Genomic DNA, 21,176 nt, shown 5'->3' with positions numbered 1-21,176 from the left:
AACATTTGGAATGTCGTCACGATTGCTGCACTATGTCGGTGCATAAGCACCGCTACATAACGCGACGACATACGCGTTTGGGGAGAAATGGGCATTTGAAAGAACCCAGGATTAAGAAACCGGAAGGGCAGCAGCGCTTGTTCGGCCTGTCGACGCCGGTCAGATCCGCCGTCATTCCACCGCTGTCGGCGGCGCGCTGGCTCCTGGTGCTGATCGTTGCCGCCGGGGTCTATTTCTTTCATGGTTTCCTGGTTCCGGTGCTGGCCGCTCTTGTCATCGCCTTTGCCAGCTGGCCGCTCTATCGGCGGCTGCTCGCTGCTGTCGGCGGCAACCGCACGATCGCCGCGACATTGGCGATCCTGTTCATTCTCACCTTCCTGGTGGTGCCGATCGCGCTCGCCGGCGCCTACGCCAGCAACGAAGTCCGCGAATGGGTCGGCTGGGCGATCGAGACCAACCGCGAAGGCGCGGTGACGCCGCACTGGATCGCCACGCTGCCCGTGGTCGGCGACTGGCTGAACGAGCAGTGGACGCGCAATCTCGGCCATCCCGGCGGCATCGGCGAACTGATCCAGCTGATCAGCGGCGCCAACATCGGCAGCATCTATCGCGGCGTGCTGGCCGCCGGCGGCAGCGCCTTCGGCCTTCTGCTGGCGCTGCTGTTCATGATGATCGCGCTGTTCTTTGCCTATCGCGACGGCGAGCATTTTGCCGGGCAGGTCGACCGTCTCGGCGAACGCATCCTGCCGACCAGGTGGGAGCGGATTTCACGCGTCGTGCCGGCGACGATTTCCTCGACAGTAACCGGCATGACCATTATCGCCATCGGCGAGGGGGTGGTGCTGGGCGTGGCCTACTGGCTGGCCGGCGTGCCGTCGCCTGTGACGCTCGGCGCCCTGACCGGCATCATGGCGCTGATCCCTGGCGGCGCACCGCTGTCCTTCACGCTTGTTTCGATCTATCTCGCCGCCAGCGGCTCGCCGATGGCCGGGTTGGCGCTGTTCATCTGGGGGGCTGTCGAACTGTTCATCGTCGACAAGACATTGCGCCCGAAACTGGTCGGCGGCCCGATAAAGCTGCCGTTCCTGCCGACCTTTTTTGGCCTGATCGGCGGCGTCAAGACGATGGGCTTTCTCGGCCTGTTCATCGGCCCGGTGCTGATGGCATTGCTGGTCGCGATATGGCGCGAATGGCTGCGCGAGGTGGAATTGGCCGACGAACTTGCCCCCGCAGCACCGGTGGAGCTGGAGGGGGCGCCGCCGCAAATCGAAATCGTTGCCGAGAAGAAGTCTCAGGCCGGGTGACGGACCGCAAGGGTTGCGCGGCGCTTGCGCCCCTCATGCAGCTGCCATAGTGAATGGGCGACCAGCGTGACGATCAGGATCGCACCGCCGATCAGGCTGTTGCGTGACGGCGACTCGGCAAAGATCATCCACATCCAGACGGGCGCCAGCACGGTTTCGAGCAGATAGAACATCGCCACTTCCGGCCCCGAAATATATTTCGGTCCGTTGGCGAGGCAGAAGAACGAGATCGGCATGATGACGGCGCCGTTGAAGATGATCCACCACGGCGCGTTCACCTGAACGCCTTCGCCTGAGACCATGAACACCGCGACGGCCAGCGGCAGGATCACGCCGATCAGCGACGTGAACCCCATGTCCTTGCCGCTGGCACGCGAGATGGTGATGGCCAGCGCGATGAAGAAAGCCGAGCACAGCGCCATAAGATCGCCGAACAGGTGCCCGGTGCCGATCGAATCGCCGACGATGATCGCGACGCCAACGATCATGGCCAGCATCGCGACCACGGTGACCACTCGCGGCCGCTCCTTCAGGAACAGCCAGGACAGCAGCGCCGCGAACACGGTGTTGAAGGCCAGGATGAAGACCAGATTGGCGGTCGTGGTGTAATAGATGCTGGTGACGAAAGTGACCGAGGTCAGCCCGTAGCATATGGCGACAACGAGCCCCGACCAGCCGGGGATGAGCTGCGGCGCGTTCCTGCTCAGCGAGCGCCAGACGGCCCAGATGATCAGCGCCGCGACCAAGGTGGTGCCGGTGGGCAGCAGGAGGATCGTCCACGCGCCGCCGTCGGCGAGCCGGATCAGTGGAATGTCGATGGTCAGCGTCAGCCCGCCGATGGCGGTGATGAGAAGGCCCTTCTGGTGATCATTGTGGGACGACATGCGGCAATTCTCGCAATGAATTTGAAGGCCGGCCGGCCGCGCTTTTGCACACTCTCCGCTAAGCGGAAAGGCCAGCATGCTCTTCCTGGAAACAGTTTAAGATTGGATTTTGGAAAAACTATTCAGCGCGAAACCGCCTCGTGGTCGTAGCGTTCCCAGCCTTTCGGGCCGAGATGCTCCTGCGGCATGAAGCGCATCTTATAGTTCATCTTGCGCGAGCCGTTGACCCAGTAGCCGAGATAGACATGGGGCAAGCCCATCGCCCTGGCGCGGGCGATGTGGTCGAGGATCATGAAGGTGCCAAGCGAGCGGTCCTCGAAGTCCGGATTGAAGTAGGAATAGACCATCGACAGGCCGTCGGCCATCTTGTCGGTGAGCGCCACCGCGATCAGCTCGCCCTGGCCCTTGCCGGTGATGAAGCTGTCGGGGCCGCGGCGCCGGTACTCGATGACCTTGGTGTCGACATGCGTGTCCTCGACCATCATGGCGTAGTCGAGCACCGTCATGTCGGACATGCCGCCGCGGCGGTGGCGGGCATCGAGATAGCTGCGGAACAGCGAATACTGCTCGGTCGAAGGTTGCGCGTCGTGCATCGCGCCGATGAGGTCTGAATTGTGCTGTATCACCCGCCTCATGTTGCGGCTGGCGGTGAATTCCTGGGCCAGGATGCGCACCGAAACGCAGGCGCGGCAGGTCTCGCAGGCCGGCCGGTAGGCGATGTTCTGCGATCGCCGGAAGCCGCCTTGCGTCAACAGGTCGTTCATCTCCGGCGCCTTGTCGCCGACCAGATGCGTGAACACCTTGCGTTCGAACTGGCCCTCAAGATACGGGCACGGCGACGGCGCGGTCAGGAAGAACTGCGGCGACTGGGTAGGATGGTGCGTCATCGAACCTTGGAAACACTCCTGCGAATCATCATACCTTTGGCGCGTACGGCGAAAAATTCAACAGGATTGTGAAAGCGTGGGCATCGGAGCCTTCACTTTGCACACAAATGCTCGCGGGACTCGTGAAAAAGCTGTCTCAGCGGTCACTGCGGCTGACCACCGTGCCCAGCAGCAGGTCGTGCAGCGTGCGCTTGCGGTCGGCAAACAGCGACACCAGAAGCACCAGCGGCGTCAGGATGACGTTGCCCGCCCAAAACAGCACCGAGTGCACCACGGCCGTCAGCCCGTCGATACGGGTGCCGTCCAGACGGTCGAGCCGGATTCCCATCATCTTCATGCCCGTGGTGGCCTGGTCGGCGCTGCCGAGCGTGTTCCAGATGTAGAGGATGGCGACGGCCGGCACGAGAACGGAAAACAGCATCCAGCCGAGGCCGAGCGTCAAAATCCCGAGCAAGAACACCAGGATCGCGAACGGAATGGTAAGCAGCGCGACGATGCAGTAGTCGATGATGAAGGCGAGGACACGCCGCGTGCGCACGCCGTCATAGGCCCGGATATCATCAAGCCTGAAGGTGATGATTTCACCGTCGAGAACGCGCGCGTTCATGTCATTTCCTCGTCGTCAGGCCCGGGATAGGTTGCGGGCCGCCTGATATTGAAATGGTGAAGTCTTGCGGCGGAATCAAGATCGGGCGTTTCCGCGGCATGCGGGGGAAACAGCGCCGGGTACAGCCCGAATCGGTTGAATTTGCAGCGCCGATGGCGTTAGTTTGCTGCAGCGCAGCAAAGCGCGCCTAGAGCGCCACGCGTCCTTTTGGACGCGCAAAGGACGCTCTAGCACTTTGAATCGGCGCATGATCCCCTTTCCGAAAACCGAAACCGGTTTTCGGGGTCATGCGCCAGGGCGAGGGCGACATGGACTACGACATGCTGGTCATCGGCAGCGGGCCTTCCGGGCGCCGCGCCGCGGTGCAGTCGGCCAAGCTGGGCAAATCCGTGCTGGTGGTCGACAGGGGCCGGCGGCTGGGAGGCGTTTCCGTGCATACCGGCACCATCCCGTCGAAGACGCTGCGGGAAACCGTGCTCAACCTCTCCGGCTGGCGCGAGCGCGGCTTCTACGGGCGCGGCTACCGGGTCAAGCAGGACATTTCGGTCGGCGATCTGATCGAACGCCTGCACAAGACGCTCGATCACGAGGTCGAGGTGCTGCAGCACCAGTTCATGCGCAACACGGTCAAGAGCGTGCGCGCTGCGGTCAAGTTTCTCGGTCCGAACAGAGCGAGCCTGACGACGGACAGCGGCGACTACAGTGAAGTCGGTTTTGCGCATGCGCTGATCGCGGTCGGTACCCGCCCGCACCGGCCGCGCGACGTGCCTTTCGACAAGACCCGTGTCTTCGACAGCGACGAGATGCTGGAACTCGAGCGCCTGCCGCGGACATTGACGGTGATCGGCGCCGGCGTCATCGGCGTCGAGTACGCGACGATCTTTTCGGCGCTCGACGTGCCGGTGACGCTGGTCGAGCCGCGCAACACCATCCTCGATTTCGTCGACCGCGAAATCGTCGACGATTTCATCCATCAGATGCGCGATCGCGGCATGACGATCCGGCTCGGCAGTGCGATCAAGGAGATCGCCTCGAAACCCGACTACGCCGAGGTGACACTCGCCGACGGCCGCACCATACGCTCGGAGATGGTGCTCTATGCCGCGGGGCGCACCGGCAATGTCGGCGCGCTCGGCCTGGACGCGGTCGGCATCGAGGCCGATTCCCGGGGCCGCATCAAGGTCGATCCGCAGACCTTCCGGACCAGCGCGCCGAACATCTATGCCGCCGGTGACGTCATCGGTTTTCCGAGCCTCGCCTCCACCTCGATGGAACAGGGCAGGGTGGCCGCCTGCCATGCCTTCGGCGTGCCGTTGCCGCCGCCGCCGGAAACCTTTCCCTACGGCATCTACGCCGTGCCGGAAATCTCGACCGTCGGCCAGTCCGAGGAGCAGGTGCGCGAGAGCGGCGGCGCGTATGAGGTCGGCGTGGCGCGCTTCCGCGAAACCTCGCGCGGCCATATCATGGGCGTTAACACCGGCTTCCTGAAGCTTCTGTTTTCGATCGAAACGCGCAGGCTGCTCGGCGCGCATATCGTCGGCGAGGGCGCGACCGAACTGATCCATATCGGCCAGGCGGTGATCAATCTCGGTGGCACCGTCGATTTCTTCGTCAACAACACCTTCAACTATCCGACGCTGGCCGAAGCCTACAAGATCGCTGGGCTGGATGCCTGGAACCGGATGGGGCGAGCGTAGAGCGTCGGCTGATCAATTCGCCTGCGCGATGGCGGTTGCCGGACGCGCCAGCCACTGCCTGACGATTTCAGCATCCCGATCGCCGATTTCATGGCCGGAGGCGATGGTGTGGGCCTCGACCTCGGCGCTACGTGATTCGAGCAATGTGACCAACGCCGGCGCGAAAGGCGCGTAGGTCTGGTCGGCGGCACCGGCGATGATCAGCACGCGCGCTTTGGACAGGTCGGCTGGGGGCACGTCATCGAGCACCGGCATCGGGCGCAGCAATGCTGCCCGTTCGATGGGGCCGGAATGCAGCAGCAACACGGTCGAAACCAGGTTGGCGCCGTTCGAATAGCCGAGAAAAATCGTTCGGGAGAGATCGAGGCCGTGGCGCTTCGCGGCCGCGGTGATGAAGCCGGCGAAAGCGTCCGCCTCGGTGCGGATGCTCTCCTGTTCGAAGAGCGTCGGCGTGATCCGCGCGAACCAGCGGAAACCGTCCTCCTGCGCGATGCGGCCACGCACCGCCACCAGCACGGCGCGCGGTGCGATTTGCCGCGCCAGCGCCACCAGCGTCGTCTCGTCGACGCCGGATCCATGCAGCAGAAAAAGGCATTCGCCGCTCGCATCCACGGGCCGATAGAGTCGGTAGAAAAACGGCAGGTCGCGCCGCAAAAAGCCGTCTTCCGGAGGTTTTTCGGCCATATTCCATCCTTTTGATTTCGTGTGGTTTTTATTCATTTGCCGGCTTCAAAACGGAATATTTTCGGGCTCCTTGAAAGTTGATTGAACCGGGCGCATTTCAGTCCGTTTGTTTGCCGATATGCTCCTGCGGGAGGAATCGAAGCGGTGCGTCCGGCGGTCGCATCGATCGCGGCATGAACAACCAGCTTTGAGGCCTTTTATCGATGACCATGCCAATTTCACCGGATCGCGGCATGCGTATCCCGGATCGCGATACGCGTATCCCGGATCGCGGCACGCGTGCCGCGGGACGCGATACGCGCATTGACGTGTTCCGCGCTCTCGCTCTGCTGATCATATTCGTCGATCATGTCCCGGGCACGGTTTTCGAAACCCTGACATACAAGAATTTCGGCTTTTCGGATGCCGCCGAGGCCTTCGTGCTGATCTCCGGCATGTCCGTCGCGCTCGCCTACGGCCCAAAATTCCAGTCCGGAGACCGGCTCCTGGCGACATTGAAATTGTGGCGCCGCGCCGGTGTGCTCTATGTCGCCCACATCGTCACCACAATGGCGGTGCTGGCCATCTTCTGCGCTGCGGCGATGTTGGCGAAGCGGCCGGACATGCTGACGCTGATCAATATCGAGCCATTGATCAGGGACCCGCAACACGTGCTGATCGGCATCGTCACGCTTGGCCATCAGCTTGGCTACAACAACATCCTGCCGGTCTATGCGGTGCTGCTGCTGATGGCGCCAACCTTCCTGCTGTTCATCAGCTATCGGCCTTTCACGGCGCTCGCGCTGTCCGGAACTCTGTGGCTGGTTGCCGGGATCTACCAGATCGCCCCGCCCAATTACCCTGAGCCCGGCTTCTGGTTCCTCAATCCGCTGTCGTGGCAGTTCCTCTTCAACATCGGCCTGGCGAGCATGCTGCACATCAGGCGCGGCGGCGCCATTCCGGTCAATCGCTGGCTGGTCGGCGCGTCGGCGGTTTATGTCGCGACGGCGTTGGTCTGGGTGCACAGCCCGCTATGGGGGCACGTGTCGTGGCTGAACCTGCCGGTGGTGCTGACTGGCTTCGACAAGACCTTCCTGTCGCTGCCGAGGCTGCTGCACATCCTGGCGGTGAGCTATCTGATCGTGGCGTTTCCTTCTGTCTCCAACCTGTTCCGCACCAGCCGCGACCATCCGCTCGCCATCTTGGGCAAGCGATCGCTGCCGGTTTTCATCGCCGGCACGCTGATCGCCATGGCGGCGCAGGTGATGAAGCTGATCAACCCGGGCGGATTTGCCTATGACGGCCTGCTGATCGCCGCCGGCATCGCCATGCAGTTCGCGCTCGCCTATTACCTCGAATGGCTGTCGGGTATTGGCGGCAACAGCAAGCCGGTCCGCAGCGAGCCGCCGCCGGTCAATGCATCCTTCGGCGTGAGCGGCATGGCGACAGGCTGAATCGATAGCGTCTGCCTCACGCTGTCTTGGGCGGCGGCCCCGAAGATGCCCTGACGACAAGCTCGACGCCAAGCGTCTCGCGCCGCACCGTGCCGTCGAAATCGAGGATCGTTCGCGCCGCCCGGCGGCCGATCTCGGCGATTGGCTGCGCGACCGTGGTCAGCGGAGGATCGCAAAGTGCGGCGTCAGGCACGCCGTCGAAGCCGACGACGGAGACGTCGCCGGGAACCGCAATGCCACGCGCGGCCAACCATTCGATCGCGACCATGGCGATCCGGTCCGACATCGCCAGGATGGCGGTCGGCGGCTCTGCCGAGGCGAAGATCGTTTCGAGGCCGGCCCTTGTGGTGGCTTCGTCGTTTTCGGTCTCGTATACCGGTATCCCGGCGGTATCGACGCCATACCGGGAAAATGCCTCGAAATAGCCGACGAGGCGATCGCGCGTGCCGGTGTAGAGCGCCGTCCGGACCTTCTCCGGCGAGACAAGGCCGGTGCTGCCGTCGGCGAAAGGCAGCGCTAGCACGGCGAAGCGCCGATGGCCAAGCTCGGCGAGATGCTGCGCCGCCAGGCGGGCGCCGGCGACATTGTCGACGCCGATTGCCGAAACAGTGTCGTCGTCGAAACCGAGCTCAAGCGCGACGAAGGGGAGTTTGCGTTCGCGCGTCAGTTCGACGAGGCGCGAGCCGCCCTCGATGCAGAACAGGATGAAGCCGTCGACCAGCGCGCTCTGGATGTTCCAGGCAAGCTTCTCCTGATTGCCGGCCGATACCAGCGCGATGCCGGCGCCGGTGGCGTCGCATGCCTCGGAAATCCCCGCCATCATCGCGCGGGCAAAGGGATCGTCGAAGAAATAGGACAGCGGCTCGGTCGTGGCGACGCCGATCGCGTTGACCTTGCCGGCGCGCAGCAGCCGTCCCTTCGGGTCGGGACCGGCATAGCCCATCGCCTCGGCCGCCGCCTTGACCCGTTCGCGGACTTCCTCGCGTACGATCTCGGGACGGCTGAACACGTTGGAGGCAGTGCCGTGCGAAACTCCGGCGGCCTTGGCGATGTCTGCCAGCCGGATGGGTTTCGTATTGCTTTCGGTGGATGACGCCATTTTCTGCTTCCGGACTCCTTATCCAGTATCTAGCACCTTTGTTGGATCGATTCAAATTTTGCTTGACATTGGTGCATTTGGGCGTATTTTTGAATCGATCCAAATTTCGCTAACTGTCGATGGGATCGATTCAGGAAGGAGAGAGCCATGCACCCCGTCAATTACCTGTTCGAAGACATCTATCGCAACGACTGGAGCATGATTTCGAACGCGGTGACCCGGAGACGTCGCGGCGGCGCCGGTTCGTGGATCCGCGGTCTGCGTTTTCTCGTGGAGCGCAAGCGGGGCTGATCGGCACGGTATTTTCTGGCCTGTCGATTGGATCGATTCAAGTTTGAAAAAGGAGCCAAACATGCATCCGATCAATCATTTGTTCGAAGACATCTATCGCAACTATTGGGGCATCTCGCCGGCCATCGACAGGCCGGAGCGACGCCGGCTGACCAAGCCGGCGGCACACAATCGCGACCTGCCGGTCCGGCCCGAACGCCGGCAAGACTGGTCATCGTCTGATTGATCGTCGTTTGGCGGGACCTGGCCGCCTGTCCGCAAGCGCCGTACTTGAGCTGGGGAGGGCTACCAGCCTAGCTCTCCCGCTAAGCTGCGGGAATGCCATTTCAGGAGCGTGGGCGCACCAGCGCCGAGGCTGCAACAGCCAGCCAGCCGGCGATGAGCAAGGTGCCGCCGATCGGCGCCGACATCGAAAAAAGCCGCGAGCCGAGGAAGTCGCGGGCAAGCAGATCGCCGCAGAACAAGGCAAGCCCGACGAGAAGAATAAGGCTTGCGGTACGCAGCATCCGGTTTGCGCCAACGAGGCCGACGGCAAGGAAGACCGGTGCATGCATGAGCAGGAACGACGCGACCGTGCCGACAAAAGCGCCGCCCAGATGTGCCGCCGCGGCAAAAAGCGCCACACCGGCGGCGCCGCACAGGCCGCCGACGAAAACGAGGATGCGGCCGATGCCGCTTGCTGGGTGGTCGGCTGTGCTCATGTCTTGGACTCCATGAAGTGGCCCGCAAACGGTGTCAGGATTTGTCCGCCCGCACCAGCATGTCGCGTGCGCGGCGCGTCTGGACCAGCCAGTTATACGCCGCTCCGCCCGCCATCAGCACGGATGTGCCGAGAAACACTGCGCGCATGCCGAAATGACCGCCGACGAAGCCGCCGAGCAACGGCCCGGCGACCTGTCCGACATATTGCGCCGAGATCGACATTGCCGCCGACGCCGTCCGGAACATTGTGACGGATGACGCTGGTGATGCAGGGCAAGAGACCGCCAAGCGCCAGCCCCATCAGGAAACGCAGGCCGACAAGCTGCCAGCCCTGTGTCACGAAGGCCTGCGGGATCAACAGCAGCGCCGAGACGGCGAGCGCCCCAATGATGACGTTCCAGTGGCCGACGTGGTCGGCAAGCTTGCCGAGGCGCGACGCCGACAGGATAGCGCCAAGTGCTGCCGCCGACATGACGACGCCGGAGGTCAGTGTTAGCAGGCTTTGGTCCTCGATGAGCTGCTGGACGTAGACCGTGATGATCGGCTCGATCGACATGGTGGCGAAGCTCAACAGCATGCCGGTCGCCAGCATGGCGACGACCGGGCGTTTGTCCGAGATTTGCGACCAGCCGCCTTTCGGCTTCTCAGTCGGTGCTGATTTGTCGGCTGCCGGGCGAGGGTTCTCCTTGATGAGAAAAGTCGTTGCCAGGAACGCCAGGAAAATGACGCCGCCGGCGAGCAGGAAGGTGGCGCGGATGCCGATCAAGGGCGGCAGCGCGCCGCCGAGCAGGGGACCGACGAGGGCACCTGCGGTGATGCCGGCCGACAGCACGCCCAGCGCCCAGCCCGACCGGTCCCTCGGCGTCTGCATGGCGACGAGAATGGTCGAACCCGAGGAATAGCCGCCGGCGAAACCGATCAGCAGGCGCAGCAGCACCAATTGCCAGACAGTCTCCACCATGCCGGTCAGCGACATGCAGACGGCCATGCCGAAACTGGCGCGCACCAGCATCAGCTTGCGGCCGTAGCGGTCGCCCAGCCGTCCCCACAGCGGCGCCACCAGCGCGGCGGCGAAGAACGTCGCGCCATAGGCGAGGCCGGACCACTGCACGATCGCCGCGTGCCCCTCGGCGCCCAGCTGCTCGACGTAAAGCGGCAGGAAGGGTAACAGCAGCGTCATGGCGACAAGTGTGCTGAACGAGCCGGCAAAGCACACGGCGAGATTGCGGCGCCAGTGGATGTTGTGGGCGCCTTGCATGGCAGGGGTGGCTTCTTGCGGCATGTCCTGTCCGGCAGGTCTCTCGACGACTTGTTCCGGATTGCATTTTGGGATACCAAGTTGGTATCCGTCATGGACGCAAGCTCGACGGCTGTCAATGCGGCGCTCTCTAACGTGATCGGCAAACGATGGTAGTCGAGCCGATCGCCAGCAAAACGGCCAGAAATCGGAAACCACAATGTCGCAGATGCAGAATGTCGAAAAGCAGCTTCGGGAGATGATCCTCGGCCTCGAGATCGGTCCCGGCGAGCGGCTGACGGAACGCTGGATCGAAAGCCGCTTCGGGGCGTCGCGCACGCCGGTCAGGGCCGCATTGCTGCGGCTCGAGACGGAAGGTCTGGTCTGCCGCGACGGGCGCGGCTGGACGGTATCCCCAATCAACCTCGCCGAGATCGAGCAGATCGCCGTCTACCGCGAGGCGGTCGAGGTCGCGGCGGTCAAGCTGACTTGTGCCTTGGAGGACAGGAGCGCCGTCGACGTCGTCGAGGCGATGCTGGACTCCTGCGACGCCGGCACCCCGCGCGAGGAATGGCATCGCGTCGGCATGGACTTTCACATCGAGCTGGCACGCCTGTCCGGCAACGAGTTCCTGTTCAGGGCGGTTCGCGATGCCATGATGCGCCTGTCGCGGGCGCGTTGGCTGGAGGTGCGCGACGAGGCAGCACTCGGCCGTGCCTGGGCCGAACACCGTGCCATTCTGGCAGCGGTGCGGGCCGGCGATGCCGATGAGGCGGCACACCGGCTTTCGACTCATATCGTCGGCAGCCGCGACCGGCTGGTGACATCGCTGCACAATGACCGGCGCGGCCTGCGTGCCAGGGGATTTGCCATCGTCGCGGCGTGATTGCGGAGGCAACCACTTTCGCCCTCGCTTCGCGAGCGCCGATGGCGTAAGAGCGGCGATGGAAAACAACCGATTTGAAACACCCGTGACCGTCAAGTCGGCGGACGGAACCACTCAGCTCTTGCGGACCGCGCGCGAGGCTTCCGACTACCTCCTCAACAATTGGCCCGGCAAGCGCAGTCCAAAGCATCGCGAAGCGCTGCAGGCCTGCCATGATGCCCTGGCCGGCGACAAACCGGCCATGATCGCGAGGCGCGCCTTCATCGCCGCCGCGCGCGAGGTGAACGTTTTCGTCAGCGACAAGGCGCCGGCCTGAAGACGCAGCGGAATTCCCAGGCCAAATCCGATCCGCCTCGCGGGCCGGATGCGTTTTACTCTGCCGTTTCTGTTTCGGTCTCGGACGTGGTCTCGTCTTCGGGCTTCGAACGTTCCTTGGCTGCGACCTTGGCCGCTTGCTTTTCCGCCTTCTTGGCGGCCTTCTGCCGGTCGCGTTCCTTGCGTTCCTGGCCGTAATTCGGTGCTCGCGCCATATCTCTTCCTTTCACAATCCCACAGGTTTCTTAGCCCTGCCTAGGAGCATTGGGCTACAAACACAACACCGCAAAGGGCGATCGGCTCCATACACAGCCGGCAGGCCGGCTGAACACGGTTCCGTGGCTTGCAAGATAGCCGGCACAATGGTGTAGGAGGGCCGGGGGGTGCAAATCACAAGCCGATTTTTACCAAGTGACCGATGGCCACCCTGCAAAGAAACACACAGAAGCTCTTCTACTATGCGCGCAATGTCGTGCGCGATATCGCACCGCAGGCGCTGTTCCGCCGCAGGCTCGCCGGGCTGCTCGATCAGGCCAGGCTTTCGGACGGATCGGTCCGCGCGCGTCTCAACCACTACAACAGCTTGCAGGGCGCTTTCGCGCCGAGCGCCGGGGCCCTGCCGGTCAGCCGGCTACCGAGAGGCCGGAGCATGTATTACTACGATCTGAAGGAATTTACCCGCTACTTCGATCCCGATTTGCGCATCGACCTCGAATTCGGCGACGTCGTCGAAGTGCCTGCGATGCCGTCGATCGTCAAGGATCGGCCGATCGCCGGCGACAACAGGAACGGGATCCTGTTCAAGCTCAACAAGTTCCGCCACTTCCACATGCCCGCCGACGATTTTGCTTTTGCGGACAAGCTTCCGGTTGCGGTGTGGCGCGGCGAGCTCAACAACCCGATAAGGACCTTGCTTCTGGAGGCGGCGCACGATCTGCCCTTTTGCGATGTCGGCACGCCCAAACCGACGGCAGCGCCCGAATATCGCAAGCCTTATCTGAGCATCGATCAGCAGCGGCGCTGTCGCTATATCATTTCGCTCGAAGGCAACGATGTGGCGACCAACCTCAAATGGATCATGAGTTCGAATTCGCTGTGCCTGATGCCGCCGCCGACATACGAGACATGGTTCGCCGAAAGCGATCTCGTGGCCAACGTCCACTATGTGCCGCTCGAACCTGATTTCACGGATCTTGCCGAGCGGGTGCAGTATCTCGAACGCCATCCGACTGAGGCCGAACGCATCGTCGCCGCCGCCAACGCCTATTGCCGCAACTTCGCCGACGAACGCGCCGAGCAGGCGATCTGCTTGCTCGTGCTCTACAAGTATTTTGTGCTCAGCGGTCAGATCGAGCCTGATCCCGAGGTCTGGCGTTTTATCTCAGGCTAAGCCCGCGGCGACCTTCGACCTGATCCGTTGTCAGACACCTTCCCGGTCGAGAACCAGATCGGCCGGACCAAACCGGTCCTTTGCCGTGAACTGCTGGTGCCAGTAGGGGTAGAGAACGGGCGGGCGGCTGACTGCGTCGAGGCGTGCGCGCTCATCGCTGGTCAGCACAAGGCTTGCAGCGGCGATATTGTCCTTGAACTGTGCTTCGGTCCGTCCGCCGATGACCAGCGAACTGATGGCCGGCCGGCCGAGCAGCCAGGCAAGCGCCACCTGCGCCGCCGACACGCCATGGTTGTTGCCGATATAGGCAAGCACGTCGACGATCCGCCATAGCCGCTCCTCATCACGGATCGGCGGTTCAGACCAGCCGCTGAGCTGGCGGGCGGTGGCCTGGTCGCGTTTGTATTTGCCGGACAGCAGTCCGCCGGCGAGCGGGCTCCACACCAGCACGCCAAGCCCCTGGTCGACCGAGATCGGCAGCAGTTCATATTCGGCTTCGCGCGCTTCCAGCGTGTAGTGGATCTGCTGGGTGACGAAGCGCGGCTGGTGCTGGCGGTCGCTGATCCCCAGCGCCTTCATCACTTGCCAGCCGGAATAGTTGGAACAGCCGACATAGCGGACCTTGCCCTGGCTGACGAGCGTGTCGAGCGCGGCGATGGTCTCCTCCAGCGGCGTCGTGCCGTCCCATTCGTGCAGGAAATATATGTCGATGACGTCGGTCCTGAGGCGCTTCAGGCTCTTCTCGCACTCGCGGATCAGATGGTAGCGCGACAGCCCTTCGTCGTTGGGACCGTCACCGATCCGCATGCGCGCCTTGGAGGCGATCAGTACATCGCCCTTGCGCCTGCCACCGAGCGCGTCGCCGATGATCTCTTCCGAAAGCCCATTCGAATAGACATTGGCGGTGTCGATGAGATTGATGCCGGAATCGATGCAGAGGTCGATCATCCGGCGCGCCTCGTCGAGATCGGTCTTGCCGACCGCCGAAAATGCGCCGGCGCCGCCAAAGGTCATGGTGCCCATGGTCAGCGTCGAAACCTTCAGCCCGGAACGGCCGAGAGTGCGGTATTCCATGTCAGATCCTCGCAATTGCGTTGAGAAGGGCTGCTTCGAAGGCTGCCCAAAAGGACGTGGCATTTGTAGGACAATTCGCGCCGCTTGTCGTGCATGCGATTGAGGTTGATCGATCACATCTCACGGATTTGCGCGACCGGCGCACAGGCCGGCTGCAATAAAACCGTCATTGCCGGCCTGTATGCAAGTCGGCTCAAGGTGTTCGATCTTGGCTGGCAGGCCGGACGCCGACACGGGCGTGCACGCGGAGCAGCATAAATGACTGAAGCAAAACAGAATTCTCCCGCCAAGGACTGGCTGGAGGCGGAACTCGCCGACACGCTCGACGAAGACTATGAGCTGGAAATGTCGGAACCGGCGCTGTCGCTGGAAATCGCCAGAATCTACAAGAACGCGCATCCGCCCTCGATGAATCGCCTGCAATATTTTCGCGACCTGATCACGCTGCAATCCGAATTGATCAAGCTGCAGTCCTGGGTGGCTTACACCAAGAAGAAGCTGGTTGTGGTTTTCGAGGGCCGCGACTCGGCCGGCAAGGGCGGCGTCATCAAGCGCATCACCCAGCGGCTCAATCCGCGCATCTGCCGCGTCGTTGCCTTGCCGGCGCCGACCGAGCGCGAGAAGTCGCAATGGTATTTCCAGCGCTACGTGCCGCATTTGCCGGCAGGCGGCGAGATCGTGCTGTTCGACCGCTCCTGGTACAACCGCTCCGGCGTCGAAAGGGTGATGGGATTTGCCGAACCGGATCAGGTCGAGGAGTTTTTTCGCGACGTGCCGGAGTTCGAGCGCATGCTGGTCCGCTCCGGCATCACGCTGGTCAAATACTGGTTCTCCATCACCGACGAGGAGCAGCAGATGCGTTTCCAGATGCGCATCCATGATCCGATGAAGCAGTGGAAGCTGTCGCCGATGGACCTGCAGTCGCGCGTGCGCTGGGAGCAGTACACCAAGGCCAAGGAAGAGACCTTCGCCCGCACCAACATTCCCGAAGCCCCCTGGTTCATCGTCGAGGGCAACGACAAGAAGCGGGCACGGCTGAACTGCATCGATCATCTCCTCAAGCAGATGCCTTATCAGGAGGTGCCGCACGAGGAGATCACGCTGCCCGACCGCGTCTTCAATCCCGAATACGAGCGCCAGGTATTGCCGCGCGAGCTGTATGTGCCGGAGAAGTATTAAGGCAGAGCTCCCTTCTCCCCGTCACTATACGGGAGAAAGATGCCGGCAGGCGGATGAGAGACAGCGCCAACCTCGACAGTTGAACCTGCCAAAGTCACTGCATGGGACCAAATTTATTTTGATGTCATATTGCCATAGGGGGTATTGTCCGGCAGCGTAATCATTGATCGATTGCGCCGCCCCTCATTGCCCTGCCGGGCATTTTCTCCCCGTATAGTGACGGGGAGAAAGGGGCCTGTACCGAGGTTTCGCCAACAGAGCAGACGAAACGTCCTAATCGCGCTTGATGATCAGATGCGTGGCATTCGGCGTTGCGACCTGCTCGCTGCAGCGGTAGCCGAGCCGGGGCATGTCGATGCCGGCAAAAAGATTCTCGCCTGAGCCGAGCAGCATCGGCGATATCGCAAGATGCATGTCGTCGACGAGCTTTTCCTGGAGATATTGCCGGATCGTGGCGACGCCGCCGCCCAGCCGTACATCCTTGCCATCAGCCGCTGCCTTCGCCTTTTCCAGCGCTGAGTGGATACCATCGGTTACGAAATAGAAGGTCGTGCCGCCGTCCATGACAAGAGGATCCCGCGGAAAGTGGGTGAGCACGAAGACCGGCACATGGTAGGGCGGATTGTCTCCCCACCAGCCTTTCCAGGTGTCATCGGGCCAAGGTCCGCGGATCGGCCCGAACATGTTTCGGCCCATGATCCACGCCCCGATATCTTCGAAGCTGCGCGTCACAAACGTGTCGTCGGTATCCGTGGTCCCGCCATCTTCACCAGACATGTTGCGGAAGGTTCGGGTGCCGAGCATCCATGTGTGCAAGGCTTCCCCGCCGATGCCCAGCGGCTCTTTCAGGTCCTGGTCGGGACCGGCGCCGAAGCCGTCGATAGACAGGGTGAATGCGTTGACACGAAGCTTGGACATGAGTACCTCTTAAACCGGTTGTGAAATGCAATCAGTTGTTTTTAGCTGGACTGATTGCGTTTTGCAAGCGGTACTTCGCCGCCGAGCAAGAGCGGCTTGTTTGGCCAGCATCAGGACCACCGCAAAGAGGGGATGGTTGCAGCAGCAGCTACTTGCGCCGCGACGCCTCGAGTATGCGCTCGACAGCTAGGCGGAGCGGCGACAGGCTGTCTGTCACTACGGTCCAGACGATGGCGTCGGAAGTCTTGTGGTATTCGTGACGCAAAACGTTGCCAATTCCACGAATCTGTTTCCAGGGAATTTCTGGAGCAAGAGCGAGCAAATCGTCCGGGATGTGCCGGGTGGCTTCAGAAATGATCTCGATGCCGCGCTCCACGCCATGACGAAGCAGCCAGTCGTCACGAAAGTCATCCAGGGTCTTGCCGGCGGTGGCAGTGCTGATGCCATCCAAAGCCGCTATGATCTCGGCTAGGATCGGCTCGATCCGGCGGACTGCCATCAGAATACGCGCACGGCCGATTGTTCGATCTCGGCCTTCAACATGGGATGAAGGCTGTCGCGTGTGGTGATGTCAATTTCCGTTGACATCTTCTCTTCCAGAAATTGCTTGATCCCGACCAGGTCGATCAGAGAAAAGCGCCGCGCCGGATCATAGTCGATGAACAGATCAAGATCGCTGTCCGGCTGCGCATCGTCCCGCGCCGCCGACCCGAACAGATACAGCGAAGTCGCGCCCATGCCCTTGATGGCATCTGCGTTCCTCTGCAACCGTTCGATGACCTCGTTCCTGCTCATGAGTCCATTCTAGCGGATTGCAGCAAAATCCCAAAACGATGCGAGTGCCTACCCCTTCAGCATCGCCGCCACCTCGGGCGCGAAATAGGTGAGGATGCCGTCGCAGCCGGCGCGCTTGAAGGCGAGCAGCGATTCCAGCATCGCCTTGTCGCCGTCGATCCAGCCATTGGCGGCGGCCGCCTTGATCATCGAATATTCGCCCGACACCTGATAGGCGAAGGTCGGCATGCGGAATTCGTCCTTCAGCCTGCGGATGATGTCGAGATAGGGCAGGCCGGGCTTGACCATCAGCATGTCGGCGCCCTCGGCGAGGTCCTGCTCGGCCTCTCGCACCGCCTCGTCGAAATTGGCATGGTCGAGATAGTAGGTCTTCTTGTCGCCCTTGAGCAGGCCGGCGGTGCCGACCGCCTCGCGATAGGGTCCGTAGAAGGCGGAGGCGAATTTCGTCGCGTAGGACATGATCGCCACATCCTGAAAACCATTGGCGTCGAGCGCATCGCGGATGGCGCCGATGCGGCCATCCATCATATCGGACGGGGCAATGATGTCGGCGCCGGCCGAAGCCTGGATGACGGCAGCCGCGGCGACCTGCTCCACGGTCTGGTCGTTGACGATGATGCCGTCGCGCAAGATGCCGTCATGGCCGTGCGAGGTGAAGGGATCAAGTGCTGCGTCGGTGATGATGCCGATCTCGGGCACCGCGTGCTTGATGGCGCGCGTGGCGCGGTTGATGACGTTTTCCGGATCGAGGATGTGCGAGCCGGTCTGGTCGCGCAGGCCGAGCTCGACATTGGGGAAGGTGGCGATCGCCGGAATGCCGAGCTTTGCCGCGCGCTCAGCCTCCTTGACGGCAAGGTCAAGCGACAGGCGGAAGACGCCGGGCATGGCGGCGATCGGCTCGCGGATGTTTTTCCCGTCGACGACGAAGATCGGCCAGATCAGGTCGTCGACGGAGAGCCGGTTCTCCTGGACGAGGCGGCGCGACCAATCGGCCTTGCGCATGCGGCGCAAACGGCGGCTGCCGGTGATCTCGTCGACGCTGCGCGCGCCGGCAGGCTTTGCTGGGGTAAATTTGTTCATCGCCAAATCTCCGGATCGGGCGGCTTTTACCACGAGCCTCCGCCGCTGACCAATGCGACACGATTGTGCCAGCGTCGTAAGGGAGGGGTATGCCGAGTTTCAGGTCAGGCCGAGCCGGAGTCGAAGACGGGCGCGAAGCGACCAAACAGGTGTGTTCCGAGAACCGGAACGGAGCGTACGTTTAGGTACGCGAGTACTGGAAGCGCAGGAAACCACCGTTTGCAGGCCGGCATCACCTGAAACTCGGTATACCTATGGCTGACCGTTGCCGGACAGGACCTGCGCCGCTCCCCGCATGGCGACGCGGAACGCCTCGTCGAAGCTGACGCCGCGCACCTGCCAGCTGTAGGTCCTGCCGCCCGTGGCCAGCCGCCAGTCGGCGATCCAGCCCAATTCCTTGTCGCTCCAGACGATCCTGCCGGCAAGCGCCTGGTCGGCGCCGGCCTGTTTGGCGGCCTTGTCCAGAGCCGCGATATCCACCTCGTGCAGCGCCTTGTCGTCCAGCCCGGATTCGGAGAGCAGCGACGCCTTGAGGAATGCGATCCGCATCGCCACCGGGTCGGCAGCATTCACGAACGATTCGCGCATCGGTGCGCCGCGCTCATCGTCGGCGGCCAGCGCGAAATGCCTGGCGCCTCGCTCCGTTGCGAGAAAGATCGCCAGCCGCGGCCGCTCGGCGAGCCACGGCTTGCTGCCGAGCGAGGCCAGTACCGGGTCGATCACACCAGGCCTGTAGAGGCAGGTAAGATCGTGCGGCCGGTCATGCGTGCCTTGCTCGTCGTGGATCGGAATGCCTTCCATCCGGTCGCGATAGCGGAATTCGGCAACGAAGCTGCCGGCCTTGTCGCGCAGCGCCGCCATTTCAGGCTTTTTCGGCAGCCGCTGATCGCCGGAGACCCTGACCAGAACCGCATCCAGACAGGCCTTGAAGCCGATCCGGCGGTTTTCTTCGCCCTGGCCGGTGACGATGGTCTTCGCACGATAGAGGTCGTCCCCGGCCAATGCGGGACGAGCGGTCGCGCATACCATCAGGCCGATCGCCACCAGGGCAAGACGGGAAAATCCAAGCATGGCTCAACGTCCGGTTTGAAAGCCCGTCATCAAGATGGTCCGTTCTAGCATCGGCCGCCGGCGGTGGCCAAGGCGGTAGGATTGCCCTTGGCATTGACGCAGCCATGCGCCACGCTTTAGCACTTCAGTCCCGGCGGCGCGGGGAGGGATTCTTAGGCGATGGATTTTGGTGGCGGCAACGAGATCCGCTTCGAACGATCGGGCAGGGCCGGCATCGTCACGCTGACGCGGCCGCAGGCGCTCAATGCCGTCACCCATCGCATGGTCAACGCGCTCGACAAGGCGCTGCGCGCCTGGGAGCGCGACGACGGCGTCGATGTCGTCGTCGTCAAGGCCGAGGGCAGGGCGTTTTCGGCCGGCGGCGATATCCTCCACATCTACGAGGCTGGCCGGGCCGGAAAGCCGCCGGTCGATTTCTTCGCCGACGAATACCGGCTGAACGCCCGCATCGCGCGGTTCGAAAAACCCTATGTCGCGCTGATCGACGGTATCGTCATGGGCGGCGGCGTGGGCATCTCGTTCCACGGCTCGCATCGGGTGCTGACCGAGAACGCCCAGTTCGCCATGCCGGAAGTCGGCATCGGCTTTTTCCCGGATGTCGGCGCCAGTCATCTCCTGCCGGATCTCGGCGGCAGTTTCGGCATGTATCTGGCCCTGACCGGAAACCGCATCCGCTATGGCGACGCTTTGTGGTCGGGCTTGGCGACGCATACGATCAAGGCGCAGGATCAGGCCGGCTTTCTCGACCGGCTGGTGGCGAGTGGCGACCCGGAACCGGCGCTGCGCGGCTTTTCCATCCCGGCCCGGCGCGAGACGGACAGTCCGACGCTGGAAGCGATCGCCCGCCATTTCGCGCAACCGACGCTGGGTGACATCATCGGCAGCCTCGAGCGCGCCGCACCCACCGATGCGTTCGCGGCCAAGACGCTGGCGACGATCCGCACCCGCTCGCCAACCAGCCTGCATGTCGCCTGGCGCGAGATCAGCGCCGGACTGACGCTGTCGATGGACGAGTGCATGCGGATGGAGTTCCGCATCCTCAACCGCATGCTTGCCGGCCACGATTTCTACGAAGGCATCCGCGCCGCCATCATCGACAAGGGCTCGACGCCGCAATGGCGGCCGGCAGGCATCGACGACGTCAGCGCTGCCGACGTCGATGCCTATTTCGCTCCGCTCGGCGAACGGGAACTCGAACTGTGAGCGACGTCACGTCGAGACGCGTCGTGCTCCAGCCCTCGACGGCCGAGGTCATCTTCGCCTGGTTCCAGCGCGTCATATCGGGCTACTGCCTGTTGTTCGGGATTTTGTACTGGATCCGGCTGATCGGCTTCTATCCCGGTTCGTTGTGGCGCTTCGACCTGATGCCGGTGCATTGGCAGGTGGCGGCGGTGACGCTCGCCGTCTTCTTCCCCTTCGCCGCCGCCGGCCTGTGGATGCTGGCCTCCTGGGGGCCGGTGATCTGGTTCATCTGCGCGGCGACCGAGACCGTCATGTATGCCGGCTTTCCCGAGCTCTTCGGCCACCGGCCGCTTATCCTCGCCTCGCATGCGGCGGTGGCGCTGCTCTACATCGTCTTTCGCGTGGTGATCTGGATGCAGAAGCGCCAGAGCCGGCAATAGAGCATCGACCGATGCTCAACA

24 protein-coding genes and 1 pseudogene are annotated in these 21,176 nt (G+C 62.8%); 11 read left to right on the top strand and 14 right to left on the bottom strand.

What is annotated here, in order from left to right; translation table 11 throughout:
- The first annotated feature begins 95 nt into the window (after positions 1-95).
- Positions 96-1,304: an AI-2E family transporter gene (locus AC0NIE_RS24625; RefSeq protein WP_258117865.1), complete on the top strand. Its 1,209-nt coding sequence runs from the start codon at positions 96-98 to the stop codon at positions 1,302-1,304.
- Here AC0NIE_RS24625 and AC0NIE_RS24620 read toward each other — a convergent pair.
- From AC0NIE_RS24620 to AC0NIE_RS24610, 3 genes are all read right to left on the bottom strand, one after another.
- Entirely contained in the window at positions 1,292-2,188 is an 897-nt protein-coding gene (locus AC0NIE_RS24620; protein WP_473487734.1) for a DMT family transporter, read from the bottom strand. The genes AC0NIE_RS24625 and AC0NIE_RS24620 overlap by 13 nt on opposite strands.
- Before the next feature lie 122 nt (positions 2,189-2,310).
- Positions 2,311-3,075, bottom strand: coding sequence for an arginyltransferase (locus AC0NIE_RS24615; protein WP_095491336.1), 765 nt, complete (start codon positions 3,073-3,075; stop codon positions 2,311-2,313).
- Between the two features lie 136 nt (positions 3,076-3,211).
- Positions 3,212-3,682 carry an RDD family protein gene (locus AC0NIE_RS24610; RefSeq protein WP_473487733.1) on the bottom strand — a complete coding sequence of 157 codons (471 nt, stop codon included), beginning with the start codon at positions 3,680-3,682 and terminating at the stop codon, positions 3,212-3,214.
- Between the two features lie 308 nt (positions 3,683-3,990).
- Here AC0NIE_RS24610 and sthA point away from each other — a divergent pair, with 308 nt between their 5' ends.
- Positions 3,991-5,379, top strand: a complete 1,389-nt coding sequence (gene sthA / locus AC0NIE_RS24605) for a Si-specific NAD(P)(+) transhydrogenase (RefSeq protein WP_473487786.1) — start codon at positions 3,991-3,993, stop codon at positions 5,377-5,379.
- A gap of 12 nt (positions 5,380-5,391) precedes the next feature.
- Here sthA and AC0NIE_RS24600 read toward each other — a convergent pair whose 3' ends face one another.
- Entirely contained in the window at positions 5,392-6,063 is a 672-nt protein-coding gene (locus AC0NIE_RS24600; RefSeq protein ID WP_473487732.1) for an alpha/beta hydrolase, read from the bottom strand.
- Between the two features lie 203 nt (positions 6,064-6,266).
- On the opposite strand from AC0NIE_RS24600, the gene AC0NIE_RS24595 reads away from it, so the two are divergent.
- Positions 6,267-7,496: an OpgC family protein gene (locus AC0NIE_RS24595; protein ID WP_473487731.1), complete on the top strand. Its 1,230-nt coding sequence runs from the start codon at positions 6,267-6,269 to the stop codon at positions 7,494-7,496.
- Positions 7,497-7,512: 16 nt separating this feature from the next.
- On the opposite strand, the gene AC0NIE_RS24590 is transcribed toward AC0NIE_RS24595, so the two are convergent.
- Entirely contained in the window at positions 7,513-8,595 is a 1,083-nt protein-coding gene (locus AC0NIE_RS24590; RefSeq protein ID WP_473487730.1) for a LacI family DNA-binding transcriptional regulator, read from the bottom strand.
- Positions 8,596-8,742: 147 nt separating this feature from the next.
- On the opposite strand from AC0NIE_RS24590, the gene AC0NIE_RS24585 reads away from it, so the two are divergent.
- The gene (locus tag AC0NIE_RS24585; protein ID WP_473487729.1) at positions 8,743-8,886 is read left to right on the top strand and encodes a hypothetical protein; all 144 of its coding nucleotides are present in this window, start codon (positions 8,743-8,745) and stop codon (positions 8,884-8,886) included.
- A 61-nt stretch (positions 8,887-8,947) separates the two neighbouring features.
- Positions 8,948-9,112 carry a hypothetical protein gene (locus AC0NIE_RS24580; protein WP_473487728.1) on the top strand — a complete coding sequence of 55 codons (165 nt, stop codon included), beginning with the start codon at positions 8,948-8,950 and terminating at the stop codon, positions 9,110-9,112.
- A gap of 100 nt (positions 9,113-9,212) precedes the next feature.
- On the opposite strand, the gene AC0NIE_RS24575 is transcribed toward AC0NIE_RS24580, so the two are convergent.
- Together AC0NIE_RS24575 and AC0NIE_RS24570 are read right to left on the bottom strand one after the other, a co-directional pair.
- A complete protein-coding gene (locus tag AC0NIE_RS24575) occupies positions 9,213-9,587 on the bottom strand; it encodes a DUF423 domain-containing protein (RefSeq protein WP_473487727.1) in 375 nt (124 codons plus the stop codon).
- Between the two features lie 34 nt (positions 9,588-9,621).
- A pseudogene (locus AC0NIE_RS24570) lies at positions 9,622-10,870 on the bottom strand (multidrug efflux MFS transporter).
- Positions 10,871-11,045: 175 nt separating this feature from the next.
- Between AC0NIE_RS24570 and AC0NIE_RS24565 the strand changes: the two are divergent.
- Positions 11,046-11,711 carry a GntR family transcriptional regulator gene (locus AC0NIE_RS24565; RefSeq protein ID WP_473487726.1) on the top strand — a complete coding sequence of 222 codons (666 nt, stop codon included), beginning with the start codon at positions 11,046-11,048 and terminating at the stop codon, positions 11,709-11,711.
- Between the two features lie 58 nt (positions 11,712-11,769).
- The gene (locus tag AC0NIE_RS24560; RefSeq protein ID WP_473487785.1) at positions 11,770-12,027 is read left to right on the top strand and encodes a DUF982 domain-containing protein; all 258 of its coding nucleotides are present in this window, start codon (positions 11,770-11,772) and stop codon (positions 12,025-12,027) included.
- Positions 12,028-12,082: 55 nt separating this feature from the next.
- On the opposite strand, the gene AC0NIE_RS24555 is transcribed toward AC0NIE_RS24560, so the two are convergent.
- Positions 12,083-12,241 carry a hypothetical protein gene (locus AC0NIE_RS24555; protein WP_023798419.1) on the bottom strand — a complete coding sequence of 53 codons (159 nt, stop codon included), beginning with the start codon at positions 12,239-12,241 and terminating at the stop codon, positions 12,083-12,085.
- A gap of 203 nt (positions 12,242-12,444) precedes the next feature.
- Here AC0NIE_RS24555 and AC0NIE_RS24550 point away from each other — a divergent pair, with 203 nt between their 5' ends.
- Complete coding sequence (locus AC0NIE_RS24550; RefSeq protein ID WP_473487725.1) at positions 12,445-13,416, top strand: glycosyl transferase family 90; 972 nt, start codon at positions 12,445-12,447, stop codon at positions 13,414-13,416.
- A 30-nt stretch (positions 13,417-13,446) separates the two neighbouring features.
- Here the strand turns inward: AC0NIE_RS24550 and AC0NIE_RS24545 are convergent, their stop codons facing one another.
- Entirely contained in the window at positions 13,447-14,490 is a 1,044-nt protein-coding gene (locus tag AC0NIE_RS24545; protein ID WP_473487724.1) for an aldo/keto reductase, read from the bottom strand.
- Between the two features lie 258 nt (positions 14,491-14,748).
- On the opposite strand from AC0NIE_RS24545, the gene ppk2 reads away from it, so the two are divergent.
- Positions 14,749-15,669 carry a polyphosphate kinase 2 gene (gene ppk2, locus AC0NIE_RS24540; RefSeq protein WP_473487723.1) on the top strand — a complete coding sequence of 307 codons (921 nt, stop codon included), beginning with the start codon at positions 14,749-14,751 and terminating at the stop codon, positions 15,667-15,669.
- A gap of 273 nt (positions 15,670-15,942) precedes the next feature.
- On the opposite strand, the gene AC0NIE_RS24535 is transcribed toward ppk2, so the two are convergent.
- From AC0NIE_RS24535 to AC0NIE_RS24515, 5 genes are all read right to left on the bottom strand, one after another.
- Positions 15,943-16,587 carry a dihydrofolate reductase family protein gene (locus tag AC0NIE_RS24535; protein ID WP_473487722.1) on the bottom strand — a complete coding sequence of 215 codons (645 nt, stop codon included), beginning with the start codon at positions 16,585-16,587 and terminating at the stop codon, positions 15,943-15,945.
- 148 nt (positions 16,588-16,735) lie between these two features.
- Positions 16,736-17,086, bottom strand: a complete 351-nt coding sequence (locus tag AC0NIE_RS24530) for a HepT-like ribonuclease domain-containing protein (protein WP_473487721.1) — start codon at positions 17,084-17,086, stop codon at positions 16,736-16,738.
- Entirely contained in the window at positions 17,086-17,382 is a 297-nt protein-coding gene (locus tag AC0NIE_RS24525; protein WP_202363192.1) for a nucleotidyltransferase family protein, read from the bottom strand. Before AC0NIE_RS24525 ends, AC0NIE_RS24530 begins: the two co-directional genes overlap by 1 nt.
- Positions 17,383-17,430: 48 nt before the next feature.
- Positions 17,431-18,462 carry a porphobilinogen synthase gene (hemB, locus tag AC0NIE_RS24520; RefSeq protein ID WP_473487720.1) on the bottom strand — a complete coding sequence of 344 codons (1,032 nt, stop codon included), beginning with the start codon at positions 18,460-18,462 and terminating at the stop codon, positions 17,431-17,433.
- A 252-nt stretch (positions 18,463-18,714) separates the two neighbouring features.
- The gene (locus AC0NIE_RS24515; protein WP_473487719.1) at positions 18,715-19,533 is read right to left on the bottom strand and encodes a DUF2066 domain-containing protein; all 819 of its coding nucleotides are present in this window, start codon (positions 19,531-19,533) and stop codon (positions 18,715-18,717) included.
- A 159-nt stretch (positions 19,534-19,692) separates the two neighbouring features.
- On the opposite strand from AC0NIE_RS24515, the gene AC0NIE_RS24510 reads away from it, so the two are divergent.
- Positions 19,693-20,736: an enoyl-CoA hydratase/isomerase family protein gene (locus tag AC0NIE_RS24510; RefSeq protein ID WP_473487718.1), complete on the top strand. Its 1,044-nt coding sequence runs from the start codon at positions 19,693-19,695 to the stop codon at positions 20,734-20,736.
- Positions 20,733-21,155, top strand: a complete 423-nt coding sequence (locus tag AC0NIE_RS24505; protein ID WP_473487717.1) for a DUF6163 family protein — start codon at positions 20,733-20,735, stop codon at positions 21,153-21,155. Before AC0NIE_RS24510 ends, AC0NIE_RS24505 begins: the two co-directional genes overlap by 4 nt.
- Positions 21,156-21,176: the final 21 nt, after the last annotated feature.

This window comes from Mesorhizobium sp. WSM4842 (assembly GCF_055901575.1).
The sequence above is the reverse complement of the archived record's forward strand: the minus strand, read 5'-3'. Positions and strand labels throughout refer to the sequence as shown.